Source organism: Pseudomonas sp. GW821-FHT01E10 (assembly GCF_059422365.1).
The window spans coordinates 1-18,314 of the sequence record NZ_JBWKWT010000007.1; the positions used below are offsets into that span (position 1 = coordinate 1).

An 18,314-nucleotide genomic window follows, 5' to 3' on the forward strand; every position below is an offset into this window, starting at 1 on the left:
GTCGGGGTAAGGGGATTCGAACTCCTGACATCCTGCTCCCAAAGCAGGCGCGCTACCGGACTGCGCTATACCCCGGTTTGAAATTGGCTCCGTGACCAGGACTCGAACCTGGGACCCAATGATTAACAGTCATTTGCTCTACCGACTGAGCTATCACGGAACTACATATTTCAATTTACAACTGTGAAGCTTGCTTCACCTCTTCGACCCGTTCGCATCGCTGCGTTCGTGTGTCTGAGGCGCGCTATTCTACAATCTTAAGCACCTCTGTCAACCCCCTAAATTGCTTTCAAGTTAATGATTTGCAACTTATTTCAGATTCCTGCTTGGGGAGCAGAAACCCTCTCGGGGTGACTTACTGCGGGGCGCACTTTACAAGCATTTTCCTTTGAGTTCAACAGCCTATCGAAAAAAAGGCCTCGCAATGCGAGGCCTCTTTCATTTTGTTGCCACTGGGGATCAGACAAAGACGATTTCGTCGTGCTCCACCACACCTTTGGCGGTCTCTCCGGGCATGAAACGACCCGATAGAATCAGCTGGGCCAGCGGGTTCTCGATCCAGCGCTGGATCGCCCGTTTGAGCGGCCGTGCGCCATAGACCGGGTCGTAACCGACAGCAATCAGCTTATCCATCGCTTCCGGACTCAGCTCAAGCTTCAGCTCGCGCTCGGTCAGACGGCTACGCAGGCGACCCAACTGGATCTCGGTAATGCCCGCGATCTGATCCCGAGCCAGTGGCTCGAAGATCACCACTTCGTCGACCCGGTTGATGAACTCCGGCCGGAAGTGCGTGGAAATCGCATCCATCACCGCTGCACGCTGCGCTTCGCGATCCCCTATCAGTTCCTGGATCTGTACCGAGCCCAGGTTGGAGGTCATGACGATCACGGTATTTTTGAAATCCACCGTGCGGCCATGGCTGTCGGTCAAACGGCCATCTTCGAGCACTTGCAGCAAGATGTTGAACACATCCGGGTGGGCCTTCTCGACCTCATCCAGCAGGATCACTGAATAAGGCTTGCGACGCACCGCCTCGGTCAGGTAACCGCCCTCCTCATAGCCCACGTAGCCCGGTGGCGCGCCGATCAGACGAGCCACGGAATGCTTCTCCATGAACTCGGACATGTCGATCCGTACCATCGCCTCTTCAGTATCAAAGAGGAACTCGGCCAGCGCCTTGCACAACTCGGTTTTACCGACACCGGTCGGGCCGAGGAACATGAACGAACCGCTCGGGCGATTCGGATCGGACAACCCGGCACGGGAACGCCGCACTGCGTTGGAGACGGCGATCACTGCTTCGTCCTGACCGATCACACGTTGGTGCAACAGGCTTTCCATCTTCATCAGTTTTTCGCGCTCGCCCTCGAGCATTTTCGCCACGGGGATGCCGGTCCATTTCGACACGACTTCAGCGATCTCTTCTTCAGTCACCTTGCTGCGCAACAACTGGTTTTCGCTTTTGCCGTGCTGGTCGACCATTTGCAGGCTGCGCTCCAGGTCCGGGATCACCCCGTATTGCAGCTCGGCCATGCGGTTCAGATCGCCTTTACGGCGCGCGGCTTCCAGTTCCTGACGGGACTGTTCGATTTTCTGCTGGATCTGTGCCGAACCCTGGACCTCGGCTTTTTCCGAGTTCCAGATCTCTTCGAGATCCGAATACTCACGCTCGTGACGGGCGATTTCTTCCTGCAATTTTTCCAGACGTTTCTTCGCCGCGTCGTCGCTTTCTTTCTTCAGCGCCTGGGATTCCACCTTCAGCTGAATCAGGCGACGCTCCAGACGGTCCAGCACTTCCGGCTTGGAATCGATTTCCATGCGGATGCGGCTGGCGGCTTCGTCGATCAGGTCGATGGCCTTGTCCGGCAACTGGCGGTCCGTGATGTAGCGATGACTGAGCTTGGCCGCGGCGATGATTGCACCGTCGGTGATTGCCACCTTGTGGTGAACTTCGTAGCGCTCTTTCAGACCACGCAGGATGGCGATGGTGTCTTCTTCGCTCGGCTCGTCCACCAAGACCTTCTGGAAGCGCCGCTCGAGGGCCGCATCCTTCTCTATATATTGACGGTACTCGTTGAGCGTGGTCGCGCCGACGCAATGCAGCTCACCGCGAGCCAATGCCGGTTTGAGCATGTTGCCCGCGTCCATCGAGCCTTCGCCCTTGCCCGCGCCGACCATGGTGTGCAACTCGTCGATGAACAGAATGATCTGCCCTTCCTGCTTCGACAGTTCGTTGAGCAGGGACTTGAGGCGCTCTTCGAACTCGCCGCGGTATTTGGCACCGGCAATCAATGCCCCCATATCCAGGGACAAAAGGCGCCTGCCTTTGAGACCGTCCGGCACTTCACCGTTGATGATGCGCTGAGCCAAGCCTTCGGCGATGGCGGTTTTACCCACGCCAGGCTCACCGATCAGCACCGGGTTGTTCTTGGTGCGGCGTTGCAGAACCTGAATGGTGCGGCGAATTTCATCGTCACGGCCGATCACCGGATCGAGCTTGCCCTCTTCGGCGCGCTTGGTCAGGTCGATGGTGTATTTATCCAGCGCCTGCCGAGACTCTTCCTGGTTGGCGTCATTAACTGCCTCACCGCCGCGCAGATTGTTGATCGCGTTTTCCAGCGCCTTTTTGCTCACGCCCTGGCCGAGCAGCAATTTGCCGAGCTTGCTGTTCTCGTCCATCGCGGCGAGCAGCGCCAGTTCGCTGGAGATGAATTGGTCACCCTTCTGCTGGGCCAGGCGATCGGCCTGATTGAGCAGGCGTGCCAGATCCTGCGACATGTTCACGTCACCGGTCGGGTTCTGGATTTTCGGCAGCTGATCGAGCGCTTTGGTCAGCTCTTTACGCAGGCTGTTGACGTCGAAACCCACCTGCATCAGCAGGGGTTTGATCGAACCACCCTGCTGTTCAAGCATGGCCTGCATCAAATGCGCCGGTTCAATGGCCGGATGATCGAGGCCGACAGCCAGGGACTGGGCGTCGGACAAGGCTAACTGCAGCTTGCTGGTTAAACGGTCTATACGCATGGGTTCACCTTCCTTTTGAGCAGGCCGGACCTATAAACATCCCGAATAAAGAAACCTGCCAGATACCGCTATAGATGTGGTCGATTCTGGGAGATTCAAGCGTCGTGCAGTTGATGTAGATCAGAGAAGTCTAGCGTTCGAGCCAGATCAGGGAGGCAAACCGGCCGGTGCGAGGACTGCGGCGGTAAGAAAAGAAACGTGGATCGGTCACTGTGCAGAAACCACCGCCATAAACAGCGGTGACACCGCGAGCGGCCAGACGCAAACGCGCCAGTTCATAGATGTCGGCCATGAACTTGCCGGCATTCTGGCTCGGCACGAAGGCTTTGTCGGCTTCAGGCAATTGCTGGACGAAGGTTTCGCGCACTTCCGGGCCGACTTCAAAGGCTTGAGGGCCAATGGCCGGGCCGAGCCAGACCAGTACGTCTTCGGGCGGTACAGCCAGACTGTCGAGGGTCGCTTCCAGCACACCCGCCGCCAGCCCGCGCCAACCGGCATGGGCGGCAGCGACGCGGGTGCCGGCACGGTCGCAAAACAGCGCAGGAAGGCAGTCGGCGGTCATCGCTGTGCAAGCGATACCGGGTGTTGCCGTCCAGCTGGCGTCGGCAGTGGCTACCAGGTTTGGGTCCGCTTGGGTCACGACAATGCCGTGAACCTGTTGCAGCCAGGCCGGCTGAATCGAGAAACGATCGGTGAGACGACGGCGGTTTTCGGCGACGGCTTCAGGGCTGTCGTCAACGTGATCGCCGAGGTTGAGGCTGTCGAACGGCGCCAGACTGACGCCGCCCTCACGGGTGGTAACGCAGGCTTTGACGCTGGCCGGCGCGGGCCAGTCAGGCGTCAGCCAGGTCATCCGATGAACGCCTCGCGGTCTTGCTTGAGCAGCGACAGCAACCAGACGAAGTCATCCGGCAGTGGCGATTCCCAGCTCATGCGTTTACCGGTGGTCGGATGATCCAGCTCCAGGAACCGCGCATGCAGCGCCTGACGCGGGAAATTCTTCAGGGATTCGACCATGGTCACGCTGGCGGCCGGTGGAATACGGAAACGACCGCCGTAGGCAGGATCTCCGACCAACGGGTAGTTGATGTGCGCCATGTGCACGCGAATCTGGTGCGTACGACCGGTTTCCAGCTTCACTCGCACATGAGTGTGGGAGCGGAAACGCTCGAGCACGCGGTAGTGACTGACGGCTTGCTTGCCACCTTCCATCACCGCCATGCGCTGGCGCTGCTGGCCGTGACGACCGATCGGTGCGTTGATCTTGCCGCCGGCCGTCACCACACCGATTACGATGCACTCATAGATCCGGCTGACACTGCGGCTCTGCAATTGAGTGACCAGCTGTGTCTGCGCCTGAATGGTCTTGGCCACCACCATCAGACCGGTGGTGTCCTTGTCCAGGCGATGCACGATACCGGCGCGGGGCACATTGATGATGTCCGGCACGTGGTGCAGCAAGGCGTTGAGCAAGGTGCCGTCGGCGTGACCGGCGGCCGGATGCACCACCAGGCCCGCAGGCTTGTTGATCACGAGGATGTCGTCGTCTTCATAGACGATGTCCAGCTCGATGTCTTGAGCGATCCATTCGCCCTGAGCTTCCTGCTCGGCAGTCAATTCAAGAATGGCGCCACCGTGAACGATGTCTCGCGGGCGGATAACCGCCCCATCCACAGTCAGGCGGCCGTCTTTGATCCAGGCGGAAAGGCGCGAGCGCGAGTGCTCAGCGAATAATTGTGCGGCGACTTGATCGAGGCGTTGGCCGCCCAATTCGGACGGCACCTCTGCGCGAAGTTCAATTTTATCGGACATGCTCAGACTAGGCGTCGGCACAGCCTTTGGTTTCGGCTGCGCGCTTGTGGTTAAATACGGCGTCTTTTGCCCCGAGGCTTTTCAACGGGGCACTCATCATAACAGGACGGCCCCGCCCAAGACAGCGGCCGTCATAGGGACGCAAGCCGCCATGCAAGTGAAACACCTGCTGCTGATCGCCATCCTCGCATTGACCGCTGCTTGCTCATCGAAGGAAGTCGTAGACGAAAACCTGAGCGAAGTCGAGCTGTACCAGCAGGCTCAGCACGATCTGGACAACAATAGCTACACCGCCGCCACAGCCAAGCTGAAGGCCCTGGAGTCGCGTTATCCGTTCGGTCGCTATGCCGATCAGGCTCAACTCGAGCTCATCTACGCCAACTACAAGAACTCCGAGCCTGAGGCTGCGAAGTCCGCCGCCGAGCGATTCATTCGTCTGCACCCGCAGCACCCGAACGTCGATTACGCCTACTACCTCAAGGGTCTGACCTCTTTTGACCAGGACGTCGGCATGCTGGCGCGCTTCCTGCCACTGGACATGACCAAGCGTGACCCGGGCGCTGCCCGCGACTCCTACAACGAGTTCGCCCAGCTGACCAGCCGCTACCCGAACAGCCGCTACGCGCCGGACGCCAAGCAGCGCATGATTTACCTGCGCAACCTGCTGGCGGCCTATGAAATCCACGTTGCCGACTACTACCTGACCCGTCAGGCCTACGTTGCCGCCGCCAACCGTGGCCGTTATGTAGTGGAAAACTTCCAGGAAACCCCATCGGTCGGTGACGGCCTGGCGGTGATGACCGAAGCCTACCAGCGCCTGCACCTGGACGAACTGGCTGCGACCAGTCTCGAAACCCTGAAACTCAACTACCCGAACCACCCGAGCCTGGTGAACGGTCAGTTCGTGCCATCGGTAGCCGAAGCCGACAACCGTTCGTGGCTGAGCAAGGCCACCCTGGGCCTGATCGAATCCCGTCCGCCACTGCCGCCGGGCGAAACCCGCGCCAACCAGGATGTGCAGAAGCAGTTCCAGGATGCCAAGGACGCGATTCCGAACGAGCTCAAGCCTAAAGATGAAAACGGCGATGTGATCGAAGAACCGGAACCCGAGTCCAGCAACACCGACCGTTCCTGGTTCAGCCACATGACCTTCGGCCTGTTCGACTGACATAGAGATGTTGTACCGGGAAGGCGCCTTTCGAGGCGCCTTTTTTATTGCCGAATTTTTGGGTGAACGTATTGCGCTGTGCGCTTGACCCGTCCTTGGCTAAACTGCCAACTCATTAATCAAAAAGCAGCTCACCATGCTTCGTCTATTGTTCTGGATCGCCCTGATTGCCGCTGCCATATGGTTCTGGCGCAAGTTCAAGGGCCCGACGTCGGTCGCCAATATGCCGCGCGAGCAAGATGCTCCGCCCATGGTTCGCTGTGCTCATTGCGGCGTACACCTGCCCCGCGACCGCGCGTTGAAACTCGAACAACAGTGGTATTGCAGCCAGGCTCACCTTGAGCAAGGCCCGGGCTCAAGTGATCGCTGAGACGCCCAGCCCAGGCAACAAACAGGCCCAGCGACTGCTGCGCCTCTATCACCTCTACCGCTTAAGCGTCGGCATCACCCTGGTGCTGTTGATCTCCAGCAACATGGACAACCAGTTGCTGAAGTTCGCCAATGACGACCTGCTGCGCAACGGCAGCTGGTTGTACCTGGTGCTGAATATCCTGCTGGTGGTCTTTTTGGGGAACACCCGACGCCCCGCGCAGCTGTTCGGCCTGGCGCTGGTCGATGTCCTGCTGCTGTGCGGCCTGTTCTATGCCGCGGGCGGCATGGCCAGTGCCATCGGCAATTTGCTGATCGTCTCAGTAGCCATCAGCAATACCTTGCTGCGCGGGCGTGTCGGTCTGCTGATCGCAGCGGTCGGTGCCCTTGGCATCGTGGGTTTGAGCTTCATCCTGAGCTTCAACCACCCCGCCAGCCCCAGTGATTACCTGCAAATCGGCACCCTCGGCGCCCTGTGTTTTGCCGCGGCGCTGCTGGTGCAGGGATTGACCCGACGATTGGAGGTCAGCGAAACCCTGGCCGAACAGCGGGCCAGTGAAGTGCTCGGTCTCGAAGCCCTCAACGCACTGATCCTGCAACGCATGCGCACGGGCATTCTGGTGCTCGACAACCAACGGCGGGTGCAACTGGCCAATCACAGCGCCTTGACCTTGCTGGGGCAGGAAAAACTGGACGGCCAGTTGATCGACGATTACTCGATACCGTTGGTCGAGCGACTCCAACTGTGGCTCAACAATCCAACGTTGCGCCCGCAAAGCCTGCAGATCGCCAGCAACGGCCTCGAGCTGCAACCAAGCTTCATTGCCCTGGACCAAAGCCCGCACCACCAGACGCTGGTTTTTCTCGAAGACCTCGCCCAAATCGCCCAACAGGCCCAACAACTGAAACTCGCCGCCCTCGGTCGCCTGACCGCCGGGATTGCCCATGAGATCCGCAATCCACTGGGCGCCATTAGTCATGCCGCGCAGTTACTGCAGGAATCCGAGGAACTGAACGGTGCGGACCGGCGTCTGACCCAGATTATTCAAGACCAATCTCAGCGCATGAATCGGGTAATCGAAAACGTCCTGCAATTGTCCCGTCGCCAGCAAACCGTGCCGCAACGGCTCGATTTGAAGCCGTGGCTGGAGCATTTCGTCGCCGAAACCCGCGAAGGCTCGAAAGAACATCAGCAGATTCACCTGCGCATCGGCTTGGGAGACTTCAAAACCCTGATGGATCCGGATCAGCTGACCCAGATTCTCGATAACCTGTTGCGCAATGCCTGGCGCCATAGCGCCCTCAAGCATGATCGGGCGCAGGCCTGGCTTGAGTTGTTTATCGACCCGGACAGCCAGTTGCCGACCCTGGAAGTCCTGGACGATGGCCCTGGCGTTGCACCGGACCAACGTACTCACTTGTTCGAACCGTTCTTCACCACCAGCAGCCAGGGTACTGGCCTGGGGCTTTATCTGTCCCGTGAGCTGTGCGAAAGCAATCAAGCCCGCCTAGACTTCAAATCACGCCAAGGCGGCGGCTGCTTTCGCATCACCTTTGCTCACGGACGGAAACAAAGTTGAACACGAGCCCACGGCAAAAAATCCTCATCGTCGACGACGAGCCGGATATCCGCGAACTCCTGGAAATCACCCTGGGACGGATGAAACTCGACACCTTCAGCGCACGCAACCTCGCAGAAGCGCAGGCGCTACTGGCTCGGGATACGTTCGACCTGTGCCTGACCGACATGCGCCTGCCTGACGGCACCGGTCTGGCGCTGGTGCAGCACATCCAGCAGCGCTATGCACAAGTGCCGGTGGCGATGATCACCGCCTACGGCAGCCTGGAAACAGCAATAAACGCCCTCAAGGCCGGCGCCTTCGACTTCCTGACCAAACCGGTCGACCTCACCCGTCTGCGCGAACTGGTCATCAGCGCCCTGAGCTTGCCAGCGCCAGGCGGCACCAGCAGCGGCATCGACCGTCGGCTGCTGGGAGACTCGCTGCCAATGCGCAACCTGCGCAAACAAATCGACAAACTGGCCCGCAGCCAAGCCCCGGTCTACATCAGTGGCGAGTCCGGCAGCGGCAAGGAACTGGTCGCTCGACTTATCCACGACCAAGGCCCGCGCGCCAGCCGACCGTTCGTCCCGGTGAACTGTGGGGCAATCCCGTCGGAATTGATGGAAAGCGAGTTTTTCGGCCATCGCAAAGGCAGTTTCAGCGGCGCCATCGAAGACAAGCCTGGGCTGTTCCAGGCAGCCCATGGCGGTACGTTGTTCCTCGACGAAGTGGCTGACCTGCCGCTGGCAATGCAGGTCAAACTGCTGCGGGCCATACAGGAGAAAGCCGTTCGCAGCATCGGTGGCCAGCAGGAAACCGTGGTCGATGTGCGCATCCTCTGCGCCACTCACAAAGACCTCGATGCCGAAGTCGCCGCCGAACGCTTTCGCCAGGACTTGTACTACCGCCTGAACGTGATCGAGCTGCGAGTACCGTCCTTGCGCGAACGCCGCGACGACATTGAGCTTCTGACCAACAATATGCTCAAGCGACTGGCGGCCAGCACTGGCCAGCCCCCCGCAAAACTCCACCCACAAGCCCTCGAAGCGCTGAAAAACTATCGCTTTCCTGGAAACGTGCGGGAATTGGAGAACATGCTCGAACGGGCTCACACCTTGTGCGAGAACAAACAGATCGAAGCCAGCGACCTGCGTCTGGCGGAAGGCAACTGCAACCCGGACGGCGGCGTGCCAGACCTGACACAGATCGATAATCTGGAAGCCTATCTGGAAAACGTCGAACGCAAACTCATCCTCCAGGCCCTGGAAGAAACCCGCTGGAACCGCACGGCGGCGGCCCAGCGATTGAATCTGTCATTTCGGTCGATGCGTTACAGGCTGAAGAAATTGGGGCTGGATTGAACCGTTAACAGCTCTTCTGTCAGATTCGTCCGGCTGGCGCATACGGCGCAGGGTCGATAATCGGCGCCCGCCCCAGCATCACATCGGCAAACAACTGACATGACGCCGGCGCCAGCACCAGCCCGTTACGGTAATGCCCGCAGTTGAGCCAGAGCCCGTCATATCCCGGCACCCGACCGATATAGGGGATTCCTTCAGGCGACCCGGGCCGCAACCCCGCCCAATGCCCCACCACCTCGGCATCCGCCAATGCCGGAATCAATTCCACCGCCGATGCCTTCAGGCTTTCCAGCGCCGTGTCGGTTGGCGTCTTGTCGAAGCCCTCATGCTCCAGCGTACTGCCGATCAGGATGTGCCCGTCGCGCCGGGGAATGGCATAACGCCCCTTGGCCAGGACCATGCTCGGCAGGAAGTCCGCTGCGCACTTGTAGAGAATCATCTGTCCCTTGACCGGTTCGACCGGCAGTTCCAGGCCCAGCTTTTTCAGCAAGTCACCGCTCCAGGCCCCCGCTGTCAAAACCACCTCATCACCCCGAATGGCCCCCATCGAGGTCTGTACCCCGACCACCACAGAACCTTCCCGGATAAATTCGCTGACCTCGCATTGTTCATGGATCGTCACGTTCGGCAACGCCAGCAAGGCGGCCTTGAGGGACTTCACCAGCCGTGGATTACGCACATTGGCCACATCGGCCATGTAGATCGCCCGCGAAAAACCGGCGCCCAATACCGGCACTGCATCGTGGGCCGCAGAGATATCCACAGCCCGCAGCGGACGGTTCTCCCGTTTGGCCCAGGCGAGTGCTTCGGCCTCGTCATCCAGGTCCAGCCAATACAACCCGGTGGTGTGCACTTCAGGATCGACACCGGTGGCAGCGAACAAACGCTGGGCCAGTTGTGGATAAAAATCCTGGGACCAATGAGCCAGTGCAGTGACCGCCGGGCTGTAGCGCCATGGGTAGAGCGGCGAAACGATCCCGCCACCGGCCCAGGAAGACTCCTGACCGACGTTCGAGCGGTCCAGCAGCACCACGCTCTGCACTTCGGACGCGAGATTGAACGCCGTCAGCAGGCCAATCACCCCGCCACCGACAATCACCACTTGCTGTTGACTGCTCATGTTCTGATCCAACCGTTCTATAGACAGAGGGCGCAAAAGGCGCCCGAAAAAGGAACTCAGCGACCCCAGCAATCCTTGGTGGCCAAGCCGGACGCGGCATTGACCATACTCCTGACGCCGGTATTGGTGAGAGTGAAATCACCGCACTTGTCGCTGGCCATGGTCGAACCGGCCTTGCGTGTTGCCGTCAGCAGGAAGGTCTGATCGGTCAGGGTCGGGGTGATGGTGTAGAAATCATTGCCAGCGCTGAGGCCAGTGGCATTGGTGTAGACATTATTCTTCGAATAGAAACGCTCGAGGATCTGCGCCTGCTCGGAAAGCAACCCGGCGACTTCAGTACGGCGGCCCTTTTTTATGTACTCGGTGAGGCTCGGATAGCCAATGGTGATGACGATCCCGATGATCGCAATCACGATCATGATTTCGATCAGGGTAAAACCTCGGTTGGATCTGCGCATGCCTCACTCTCACTTACTGTATTTGTCGCCACATGATGCGACGGCCGCTGCCGCCACCGGATTTTTCCACCAGAGTGGTCACGCCACCACCGGAGTCGTTCACAATCTTGCGGGTTGCGTCATTGACGACCGCGTTCAGGGTCGGGATACCACCGGTGAAGATCACCCCACTGGAAATCGTGTCGTTGCCATCGACCACCCCGTCGGCATTGGTGTCGAGTACCGCGTAATTGAGCATCTTACCGCTGAACGCATCGAGTTCGACCAGTTTGCCGCTACCGAAGCTGGCACAGGGGTCCACGGTATCCACACTGAGCGTGGTAAAAACAATTCGCCCCGATACCAGACTGGCCTGATAGATCACCCGCTCCCCCGTCAGCACGTTGTTGTATACCAGGGGCAAGTACCAGCCTTTCTTGGCCGGGTAGGTCACCTCGTTCTGGCTGGTGGTGATGAATTGCCCGGTACTGCCCGAAAACACGCCGGTCACCGCCTGCGCCTGCAAACTGGAAACAGTGATTTGTCCTGCGCCCCCCTCGGCATCCCATACCGCGTAGAACGCCTGTAGATCCTTATTGGTCTTGTCGGCAACCTCATTGAATTTGCCGGTGCCGAAAAACACCTCCTTGCCGCCCAACACGTGATCCGCCAGCAACGGTTGCGCGGTAATCGGCTGGGTCGCGCCACCTGCAGTGGTGAACAACGGCTTGCCGGAAAACGCCACGCCCCAGGTGTCAGGGGTGGTGCCACTCAAATCGAACTTCCACAACCGCCCTTTCAGATCGCCCCCGTAGGCAGCCTGCACCACATTCTGCGAGTTGACCCTGAGCTTCACCGACGACAGGCCGTTGGTGGTTTCGGTACTGTCGACCACGATTTTCTTGATCAGCGAGCCGTCGCGAATATCCACCACATACAACGCTGCAACCCCGGAGTTGCTGCCATAGCCGTTGGAGATAAACGCGGCCCAGCGACCATCGGCCAAGCGTGCCACTTCGGGGCGCGCATAGGCATAACCCAGATCATTGAAAACGTTCGCTGTATTGGCCGTGGCCGGCGCACTGACTTCCCACAGTGCTTTAGTTTCATTACCAGCCGATGCGTCGAACAATTGCAGCGCATAGAAGGTTTTGCCGCCCGCCCCCGTTCCGCCAATCGCCAGGGTTTTCCAGGCGCTGTTGAGCTGAGCATCGAACACGCCGACCTGGCCATCGACCAGAAACTTGTGGCTCACACCGTTGATGTAAGTGGGATCAGCGATGTCGTTCAGCGATGGCAGCACGCTGGAGGGCATGTAGGCATAACGCCTGACACCATTGGCCGAGTTGATGATGTTTACAAAACCGTCGTTGGCATTCACCACCAGGCTGGCATTCATGTTGGCGGCTTTGGTGGTCAGGTAAGTGCTGTAGCTGGTGTCTGCCACCAGATCGGACGCGGTTTTGTCCGTGGGTGAGGCCAGCACGAGTGGCGAATTGATGATGTCGCCGAGCAATACACTGCGAACTTTCAGCCCGGTTTTGTTGATGCCCTTGCTCCACTCCACCAGATCGTTGCCGTTGATGCCAGTAGGCAGCCCCTGGTTGAGGGTGGTCTGCTGCGCCGTAGAGAAATTGCTGTAAGCCAGGGTGACCGCCGCGTTGGTTTGCGTGTTCCAGGACTGGTAGGTCGGCGCGGTGGCGCCGGGCACGATGGTGGTGTCGGTCGTCCACAGCACGGCGGCGGTGTTAACCGCGCCCGCCGACGTGAAGCCGAAGGACTTGATCGTACCCCGCCAGTCCTTGGGATCGTAACTGGTCTGGAAATATCTCGAGTCGCTGGTCAGGGTCGTGCCGCTGGCTACGCCACTGCCACCTGAGCCGGCCTTGGAAGTGATGTCGCTCAGGGCTGCAGACAGTGCGTTGCCAAGTCCCGCGCTGTCGTTTACCTGATAGTACTTGCCCTGCCCATAGGTCGCGGCATCCGCCAACATCTGGTTTGCCGCGGTGAACCCCACGGTATAGGTGTTCATGTACTGCCTGGGAAAATCCGGGGCGTTCCAGCTTTTGCCCGTGGCATCGGTTCCCGTGGAGCGCATGTCGATGTCGAAGGCGAACTTGGCAATGTCATCCAGGTACAGGGTGTCGCCCTCATCATCGCCTGAGGGGTCGGTACCATCGTTACTGCTGATCCCGTCCCAGTTCGGTAACCGGCTGCCACCCAGCGGATCGTCGGTCGGAAAGGTTCGATCGTAGGTCGGCAGACCATCGGTGATCACCACCCCGTAATTCTTCTGGCAACGGTACTGAATCGGACTGGTATAGGTGTCGGGCGTCGAGTTGTTGTACGGCGCCATGCCACGGAAATAACGAGTGATCTCGTAATAGGCTTCCGCCAGCGGCGTATTGGCTTGCGCACTCAGCTCGTCGATCCCGGCGATCAGTGAGGTGTAATTGGTATCGGCTTGAGCCTGAGTCACAGTGCCGCTGACCGCCGACAAATCGCTGATCGAGCGGGCGATGTAACCACCGTCATTCTTATGGTTGCCGACCGCCAGGTTGAATGTCGACAGGCCGATGCGTAGCGAACGGTTGTTGGCCACCAACGTCTTGGAAACGTTGCGCGCCACGTTCATCCGGTAATCGTTGGGGATCGAGCCGTCGGTGAAGTCCCGGTCAGTATTGTTGGCCAGGCTGATCAGGTAGGACAAATAATTCGCCGTATACCGCGTGTCCTCGCTTCCCACCGGATCGGGAAGCTTCAGGCAAAGCGAATCCAGACCGAGAAGGCTGTTTTTATAAAAACCGTACCATCCGGCCTTCGAGCATGTTCCATGATTCAAACTCGACAAGGCGATATTGTTATCGGTCATGTCCAGGTCGCGGCCTTTGTTGCACGAACCATTGGAGAGGCAAATCGTCACTGGGGTGCGTACGACCGTCGGGTCGAAGCCGGCCGCCCAGATAATGTTGTTCATACTCCCCGAGTCATCGAGCAGCAGCATCACATTGGGAGGCACGGCGGCGGCGCTCAACAGCGGAGAGTCCGAGGGCGTGAAAGCGTAGGTCGGCGCGGCCAGGTAAAGGCTCAAGGCCGCGCCGCAGAGCAGCTGCTGTAACCAACGGCGCCAGCCTGTGCGGGTCTCAGTACTTCGCATAAATACTCTCCACCACACTGCGCGAGCTGCCCGCGATACCCACGGCGGTCACCCGATAAAGGGTTGCCGATGTGTTGCTCGGCACATTCACGGCAGTCAGGGTAGTGCCGATGTTCTGCACTCCATAAAAGCCGCTACCGGAGGCGATCCAGTTCACCCCCGAGGTGGAGTTGAACCCGGCGGCGGTAATGACCGACGCCTCGGCCGGCGGTGCGCACTGGCTGGTGCCACTGCAGACCGGCAACGAGTAGGAGTTCAGTTGCACCGCGCTTTCACCGACCCGCAACGCCGCTTCCGCGCCCTGGAACGACTGGTTGCGCAGGATCACGCTGCTGGTCATTTTCTCCTGCAACGTGGCGCTCTGCATCGACGAGAGACCGATCAATGTCAGCACCAGGAGAAACACCAGGCTGACCAACAGCGCCATGCCGCGCTGGGCGTGAGATGTCATGGGTGCACGACTCATCGGCCCTCCCCTCATTGCAACCGGTTGCGCAAGGCGGCAACTACGTTGAAGGTTTGATTGCGGACCCGGTTGTTCGGGTCGGTGAGGGTCAGCGTCAGCCGCACACTGCGGATTCGCGCCGGATCGGACGGATTGCTGCTATAGCTGGAGGCGGCTGTATCCGTAGCTGAGCTGGCGAGCCCGAAGCTCACGCCAAAAGCACTGACGTTATTGATGAGCACCGCCTGAGTCGGCGTGCCGGTGCCGGTGCCCATCAGCAGTTGGTTGTTGCTGAAGCTGTAGATCAGCCGCCTGATCGGAAACGCCAACTGCCCCGATGCCGGCGTGCGTAAACCGGTGTAGGCCGTCGCGGTATTTCGACAGTCGGAAACCACCGTCCAGGTCGGCACTCCGCCACTGCCGCCGACATCTGCGGTGACCAGCGTCAATTTGAGGTTGGCATTGTCCCAACTGATCGGCGTGAGCAGGCTTGCATTGAAATCCCCCGCCGAGCTGGCGTCGGTAATCGTACCCAGACAACCGAACATGCCGACCATGCGAATTTCCTGAATCATCTTGCTCAGGACGAACCGTGCATCTTCCTGCATGCCGGCGGCAGTGCTCTGGCTGACGTAGGTGTTTTTGGCCGCGATGAAAATCTGCGCCACGCCCAGGATCACGATCAGGCTCAATGCCAGGGCGATCAGCAATTCGATCAGGCCGAAACCTCTGCTGGTTCTGTTCATGGTGTCGTCGCCGGATCAACGGTGGCGCGGCTGGTGAGGACGAAACTGCGGCGCGAATCGGCGATATTGGCGGCCCGGGAGTCGTCCCAGGTAATGGTGATGGTGTATACCCGCTGGTTGCGGACGATGCTGCCGGTGGCCGTGGCGCCGCCGAAATTGACGATATTGGTGGTGAAGTCGTAGAGGTCCTGATCCCGGGCCACGCTCAAGTTGCCCGAGGTCGGCGGCGTGACGGTGTAATCGGCGCCGGAATTGGCGCGAATGCGGTCCATCATGTCGTAGGCGATAAAACTCGCCTGGCTGGTCATCCGTGAGCTGTCGGTGTACTTCAGCGCATTGAGCTGAATCGCCGCCGCGCCCAACAGACCCACAGCCAGCACCAACAACGCGACCAATACCTCGATCAGCGTCATGCCCTCCTGTGCACGCTTGCTCCAACCCCTCATCCGCAACTTCCACCCAATAGAATTCGTCCGTTCAAACACACATTCAGCGTCCTGCTTTGCGCCCCCAGCACATAACTGATCACCACCGCCGTGGACGGCGCTGCCAAGCCGCCGAGATTGTTGAAATCAATCGCGGTCACTCCTGAGGTTAGCGTCAGAGTCGCTCCGCTGCTCATCGCTGGAACAACCCGCAATACATTGGCCGGATTGCCAGTACCGTCATAAACGCTCAGCTCGCCGGTCCAGACACTGCCGCCGGCCGTCGGGCGAACCCGAGTGGTGAGGCCCCGATCAATCGCTTCAAGCCGTGCGTAATTGAGTGCCCGTTGCAAGTCGCCGACCTCGGTGTCGGCCTTGTTGCTTTGCACCGAGCGGGTGAACGCCGGAACGGCCAGTGTAATCAGGATCAGAAACACCGCGAGCGTGACCAGCAGCTCGATCAGCGTGAAACCTTTTGTACGATGATCCATCAGTGCCCTCCGTTGCCGTCGGCTATACCTGCTTCTACACGCTAGAACATTCGACCGACAGATGTACGGTTGTTTTGCCATTACTCGCGCAAGGATCGCGCGGGCCGCAGCACTCCATGGAGGGAGATGACATGCATCAGCAAGGTTTCAGCCTGATCGGACTGCTCATGGGACTGACGATTGTCGGGATTGTTCTGCACTTGGTCAGTCCGGCGTTCGCTGCACTGACGGAATCGAATCATCGGGAGCAGGCGGCCGAGTCGCTGATCAGTGGGATTCGCCAGGCCAGAACCCTGGCCATAACCCGCAACCAGAACGTGGTCATTCATGGCATCAACGGCGATTGGAGCCAGGGCTGGCGGATCATTCTGGACATCAGCGGCAAAGGGCCAGAGGACAGCAGCAATCCGCTACTGGTCGAGCGCGCAGGTGATGCGCGGACGCCGATTGTCGGCAATTGGTGGGTCAGGCGTTTCGTGCGGTTCAGCAGTCTGGGCCAACCGCTGATGCCCGGGCGGGCATTTCAGGCAGGGACGCTACATATTTGCTCGGCTCGCGAGCCGGTCAGCCAGCTCCAGGTGGTGCTGGCGGCGAGCGGTCGAGTGCGCCTGGCCAACCGTAAGGCTGAGCAGGCGCTGTGTCGAAAGGCGAAAAGTATTACAGCAGCGAACGCACGCGCAGCTCTTTAGGCATGGAGAAGGTGATGTTCTCCTCGCGACCGGCCAGTTCATCGGCACCCGTGGCACCCCAGGCCTGCAATTGCTGGATCACGCCACGTACCAGCACTTCCGGAGCGGAGGCACCGGCCGTGATGCCAATACGCTCGACACCGTCGAACCAGCTCTTTTGCAAGTCTTCGGCACCGTCGATCAGATAGGCCGGGGTGGCCATGCGTTCGGCCAGTTCACGCAGACGATTGGAGTTGGAGCTGTTCGGGCTGCCAACCACCAGCACCACGTCGCATTCGTCCGCCAGTTGCTTGACGGCGTCCTGACGGTTTTGCGTGGCATAACAGATATCGTCCTTGCGCGGACCGCCGATCGCCGGAAAACGCGCACGCAGGGCGTCGATCACGCGACTGGTGTCGTCCATGGACAGGGTGGTCTGGGTAACGAAAGCCAGCTTTTCAGGGTTGTTCACCTGCAATTCGGCGACATCTTTCTCGTCTTCGACCAGATAGATCGCGCCACCATTGCTGCCATCGTACTGGCCCATGGTGCCTTCGACTTCCGGATGGCCGGCATGACCGATAAGGATGCATTCACGGCCGTCGCGGCTGTAACGCGCGACTTCGATGTGCACCTTGGTCACCAGCGGGCAGGTCGCGTCGAACACCTTCAGGCCACGACCTGTGGCTTCGGTACGCACGGCCTGGGAAACGCCGTGGGCGCTGAAGATCACGATCACGTCATCCGGTACCTGATCCAGTTCCTCGACGAAGATCGCCCCACGGGCACGCAGGTCTTCGACCACGAATTTGTTGTGGACCACTTCGTGGCGCACGTAGATTGGCGGCCCGAAGACTTCCAGGGCGCGGTTGACGATTTCGATCGCCCGGTCCACGCCGGCGCAGAAGCCACGGGGGTTGGCGAGTTTGATTTGCATGCTGTGCCTCGTGTCTTGCGCGCAAGAAGTTAGATCATTGTAGGAGCAGAGCTTGCTCGCGAAAGCGGTGTGTCAGTCAACATTGATGCTGAATGTGATGACGCCTTCGCGAGCAAGCTCTGCTCCTACAGGTGACCGTATTCGGTCAGTTACAACGCTTTGACGTTGATGATCTCGACGTCAAAGGTCAAGGTCTTACCGGCGAGCGGGTGGTTGAAGTCGATGGTCACTTGCGCGTCATCGAATTCCTTCACCACGCCTGGCAGCTCGGTATTGGCCGCATCATTGAAGATCACCAGCAATCCTGGCGACAGTTCCATGTCCTGGAACTGCGAGCGCGGGATGATCTGCACGTTTTGCGGGTTAGGCTGGCCAAAGGCGCTTTCCGGCTCGATGGACAGGCTGCGCTTGTCGCCGGCCTTGAAGCCGAAAAGCGCGGCCTCGAAGCCTGGCAACAGGTTGCCGTCACCGACCTTGAAGGTCGCCGGGGCTTTGTCGAAAGTGCTGTCGACGGTGTCGCCGTTCTCCAGGCGCAATGCAAAGTGCAAGGTGACTTCCGTGTTCTGGCCGATACGTTGTTCAGCCAATACCT

Annotated in this window: 17 protein-coding genes and 2 tRNA genes; 5 read left to right on the forward strand and 14 right to left on the reverse strand. The window is 59.5% G+C overall.

The features are described from left to right. Position 1: 1 nt before the first annotated feature. The 5 genes from AC07V0_RS14540 to rluD form a co-directional block, all read right to left on the reverse strand. Positions 2–75, reverse strand: a tRNA-Pro gene (locus tag AC07V0_RS14540). 9 nt (positions 76–84) lie between these two features. Then, positions 85–160, reverse strand: a tRNA-Asn gene (locus AC07V0_RS14545). Positions 161–459: 299 nt separating this feature from the next. Further along, positions 460–3,024, reverse strand: coding sequence for an ATP-dependent chaperone ClpB (clpB, locus tag AC07V0_RS14550; protein WP_086945901.1), 2,565 nt, complete (start codon positions 3,022–3,024; stop codon positions 460–462). Positions 3,025–3,154: 130 nt separating this feature from the next. Next, positions 3,155–3,877: a peptidoglycan editing factor PgeF gene (pgeF, locus tag AC07V0_RS14555; RefSeq protein ID WP_086945902.1), complete on the reverse strand. Its 723-nt coding sequence runs from the start codon at positions 3,875–3,877 to the stop codon at positions 3,155–3,157. Further along, a complete protein-coding gene (gene rluD, locus AC07V0_RS14560) occupies positions 3,874–4,836 on the reverse strand; it encodes a 23S rRNA pseudouridine(1911/1915/1917) synthase RluD (protein ID WP_007901932.1) in 963 nt (320 codons plus the stop codon). Before rluD ends, pgeF begins: the two co-directional genes overlap by 4 nt. A gap of 151 nt (positions 4,837–4,987) precedes the next feature. Here rluD and AC07V0_RS14565 point away from each other — a divergent pair, with 151 nt between their 5' ends. The 4 genes from AC07V0_RS14565 to AC07V0_RS14580 all read left to right on the forward strand — a co-directional run bounded on the left by AC07V0_RS14565 (position 4,988) and on the right by AC07V0_RS14580 (position 9,296). Next, complete coding sequence (locus AC07V0_RS14565) at positions 4,988–6,004, forward strand: outer membrane protein assembly factor BamD (protein ID WP_086945903.1); 1,017 nt, start codon at positions 4,988–4,990, stop codon at positions 6,002–6,004. 136 nt (positions 6,005–6,140) lie between these two features. Then, complete coding sequence (locus tag AC07V0_RS14570; protein WP_064620433.1) at positions 6,141–6,374, forward strand: PP0621 family protein; 234 nt, start codon at positions 6,141–6,143, stop codon at positions 6,372–6,374. Further along, complete coding sequence (locus AC07V0_RS14575) at positions 6,364–7,953, forward strand: sensor histidine kinase (RefSeq protein ID WP_064620435.1); 1,590 nt, start codon at positions 6,364–6,366, stop codon at positions 7,951–7,953. The genes AC07V0_RS14570 and AC07V0_RS14575 overlap by 11 nt, the downstream gene beginning before the upstream one ends. Further along, a complete protein-coding gene (locus AC07V0_RS14580; protein ID WP_018925897.1) occupies positions 7,950–9,296 on the forward strand; it encodes a sigma-54-dependent transcriptional regulator in 1,347 nt (448 codons plus the stop codon). The genes AC07V0_RS14575 and AC07V0_RS14580 overlap by 4 nt, the downstream gene beginning before the upstream one ends. Before the next feature lie 19 nt (positions 9,297–9,315). On the opposite strand, the gene thiO is transcribed toward AC07V0_RS14580, so the two are convergent. The 7 genes from thiO to AC07V0_RS14615 are packed head-to-tail and all read right to left on the reverse strand — an operon-like array spanning position 9,316 to position 16,117. Continuing rightward, entirely contained in the window at positions 9,316–10,416 is a 1,101-nt protein-coding gene (gene thiO / locus AC07V0_RS14585) for a glycine oxidase ThiO (RefSeq protein ID WP_064620442.1), read from the reverse strand. Between the two features lie 56 nt (positions 10,417–10,472). Beyond that, positions 10,473–10,874 (reverse strand): type IV pilin protein, encoded by a 402-nt coding sequence (locus tag AC07V0_RS14590; protein ID WP_018925895.1) that lies wholly within the window; start codon positions 10,872–10,874, stop codon positions 10,473–10,475. Positions 10,875–10,887: 13 nt separating this feature from the next. Then, positions 10,888–14,010 (reverse strand): pilus assembly protein, encoded by a 3,123-nt coding sequence (locus AC07V0_RS14595; protein WP_086945904.1) that lies wholly within the window; start codon positions 14,008–14,010, stop codon positions 10,888–10,890. Next, positions 13,997–14,476 (reverse strand): pilus assembly PilX family protein, encoded by a 480-nt coding sequence (locus AC07V0_RS14600; protein WP_086945905.1) that lies wholly within the window; start codon positions 14,474–14,476, stop codon positions 13,997–13,999. The genes AC07V0_RS14595 and AC07V0_RS14600 overlap by 14 nt, the downstream gene beginning before the upstream one ends. 11 nt (positions 14,477–14,487) lie before the next feature. Continuing rightward, a complete protein-coding gene (locus AC07V0_RS14605; RefSeq protein ID WP_019650968.1) occupies positions 14,488–15,201 on the reverse strand; it encodes a PilW family protein in 714 nt (237 codons plus the stop codon). Then, the gene (gene pilV, locus AC07V0_RS14610) at positions 15,198–15,647 is read right to left on the reverse strand and encodes a type IV pilus modification protein PilV (protein WP_086945906.1); all 450 of its coding nucleotides are present in this window, start codon (positions 15,645–15,647) and stop codon (positions 15,198–15,200) included. Before pilV ends, AC07V0_RS14605 begins: the two co-directional genes overlap by 4 nt. Beyond that, positions 15,644–16,117 carry a GspH/FimT family pseudopilin gene (locus tag AC07V0_RS14615; RefSeq protein ID WP_064620450.1) on the reverse strand — a complete coding sequence of 158 codons (474 nt, stop codon included), beginning with the start codon at positions 16,115–16,117 and terminating at the stop codon, positions 15,644–15,646. The genes pilV and AC07V0_RS14615 overlap by 4 nt, the downstream gene beginning before the upstream one ends. Positions 16,118–16,248: 131 nt before the next feature. On the opposite strand from AC07V0_RS14615, the gene AC07V0_RS14620 reads away from it, so the two are divergent. Beyond that, positions 16,249–16,806 carry a GspH/FimT family pseudopilin gene (locus AC07V0_RS14620; protein WP_064620453.1) on the forward strand — a complete coding sequence of 186 codons (558 nt, stop codon included), beginning with the start codon at positions 16,249–16,251 and terminating at the stop codon, positions 16,804–16,806. On the opposite strand, the gene ispH is transcribed toward AC07V0_RS14620, so the two are convergent. Together ispH and fkpB are read right to left on the reverse strand one after the other, a co-directional pair. Further along, positions 16,775–17,722 carry a 4-hydroxy-3-methylbut-2-enyl diphosphate reductase gene (gene ispH / locus AC07V0_RS14625; protein WP_064620456.1) on the reverse strand — a complete coding sequence of 316 codons (948 nt, stop codon included), beginning with the start codon at positions 17,720–17,722 and terminating at the stop codon, positions 16,775–16,777. The genes AC07V0_RS14620 and ispH overlap by 32 nt on opposite strands. Positions 17,723–17,871: 149 nt before the next feature. Then, the gene (gene fkpB / locus AC07V0_RS14630) at positions 17,872–18,309 is read right to left on the reverse strand and encodes an FKBP-type peptidyl-prolyl cis-trans isomerase (RefSeq protein ID WP_173861149.1); all 438 of its coding nucleotides are present in this window, start codon (positions 18,307–18,309) and stop codon (positions 17,872–17,874) included. Positions 18,310–18,314: the final 5 nt, after the last annotated feature.

What these genes read in the sequence shown, in the direction of transcription:
- thiO (WP_064620442.1), bottom strand. Translation starts at nt 10,416, where the DNA reads ATGAGCAGTCAACAGCAAGTGGTGATTGTCGGTGGCGGGGTGATTGGC.
- pgeF (WP_086945902.1), bottom strand. Translation starts at nt 3,877, where the DNA reads ATGACCTGGCTGACGCCTGACTGGCCCGCGCCGGCCAGCGTCAAAGCC.
- AC07V0_RS14620 (WP_064620453.1), top strand. Translation starts at nt 16,249, where the DNA reads ATGCATCAGCAAGGTTTCAGCCTGATCGGACTGCTCATGGGACTGACG.
- AC07V0_RS14565 (WP_086945903.1), top strand. Translation starts at nt 4,988, where the DNA reads ATGCAAGTGAAACACCTGCTGCTGATCGCCATCCTCGCATTGACCGCT.
- pilV (WP_086945906.1), bottom strand. Translation starts at nt 15,647, where the DNA reads ATGAGGGGTTGGAGCAAGCGTGCACAGGAGGGCATGACGCTGATCGAG.
- AC07V0_RS14605 (WP_019650968.1), bottom strand. Translation starts at nt 15,201, where the DNA reads ATGAACAGAACCAGCAGAGGTTTCGGCCTGATCGAATTGCTGATCGCC.
- AC07V0_RS14615 (WP_064620450.1), bottom strand. Translation starts at nt 16,117, where the DNA reads ATGGATCATCGTACAAAAGGTTTCACGCTGATCGAGCTGCTGGTCACG.
- AC07V0_RS14570 (WP_064620433.1), top strand. Translation starts at nt 6,141, where the DNA reads ATGCTTCGTCTATTGTTCTGGATCGCCCTGATTGCCGCTGCCATATGG.
- clpB (WP_086945901.1), bottom strand. Translation starts at nt 3,024, where the DNA reads ATGCGTATAGACCGTTTAACCAGCAAGCTGCAGTTAGCCTTGTCCGAC.
- AC07V0_RS14600 (WP_086945905.1), bottom strand. Translation starts at nt 14,476, where the DNA reads ATGAGTCGTGCACCCATGACATCTCACGCCCAGCGCGGCATGGCGCTG.
- AC07V0_RS14590 (WP_018925895.1), bottom strand. Translation starts at nt 10,874, where the DNA reads ATGCGCAGATCCAACCGAGGTTTTACCCTGATCGAAATCATGATCGTG.
- AC07V0_RS14595 (WP_086945904.1), bottom strand. Translation starts at nt 14,010, where the DNA reads ATGCGAAGTACTGAGACCCGCACAGGCTGGCGCCGTTGGTTACAGCAG.
- rluD (WP_007901932.1), bottom strand. Translation starts at nt 4,836, where the DNA reads ATGTCCGATAAAATTGAACTTCGCGCAGAGGTGCCGTCCGAATTGGGC.
- ispH (WP_064620456.1), bottom strand. Translation starts at nt 17,722, where the DNA reads ATGCAAATCAAACTCGCCAACCCCCGTGGCTTCTGCGCCGGCGTGGAC.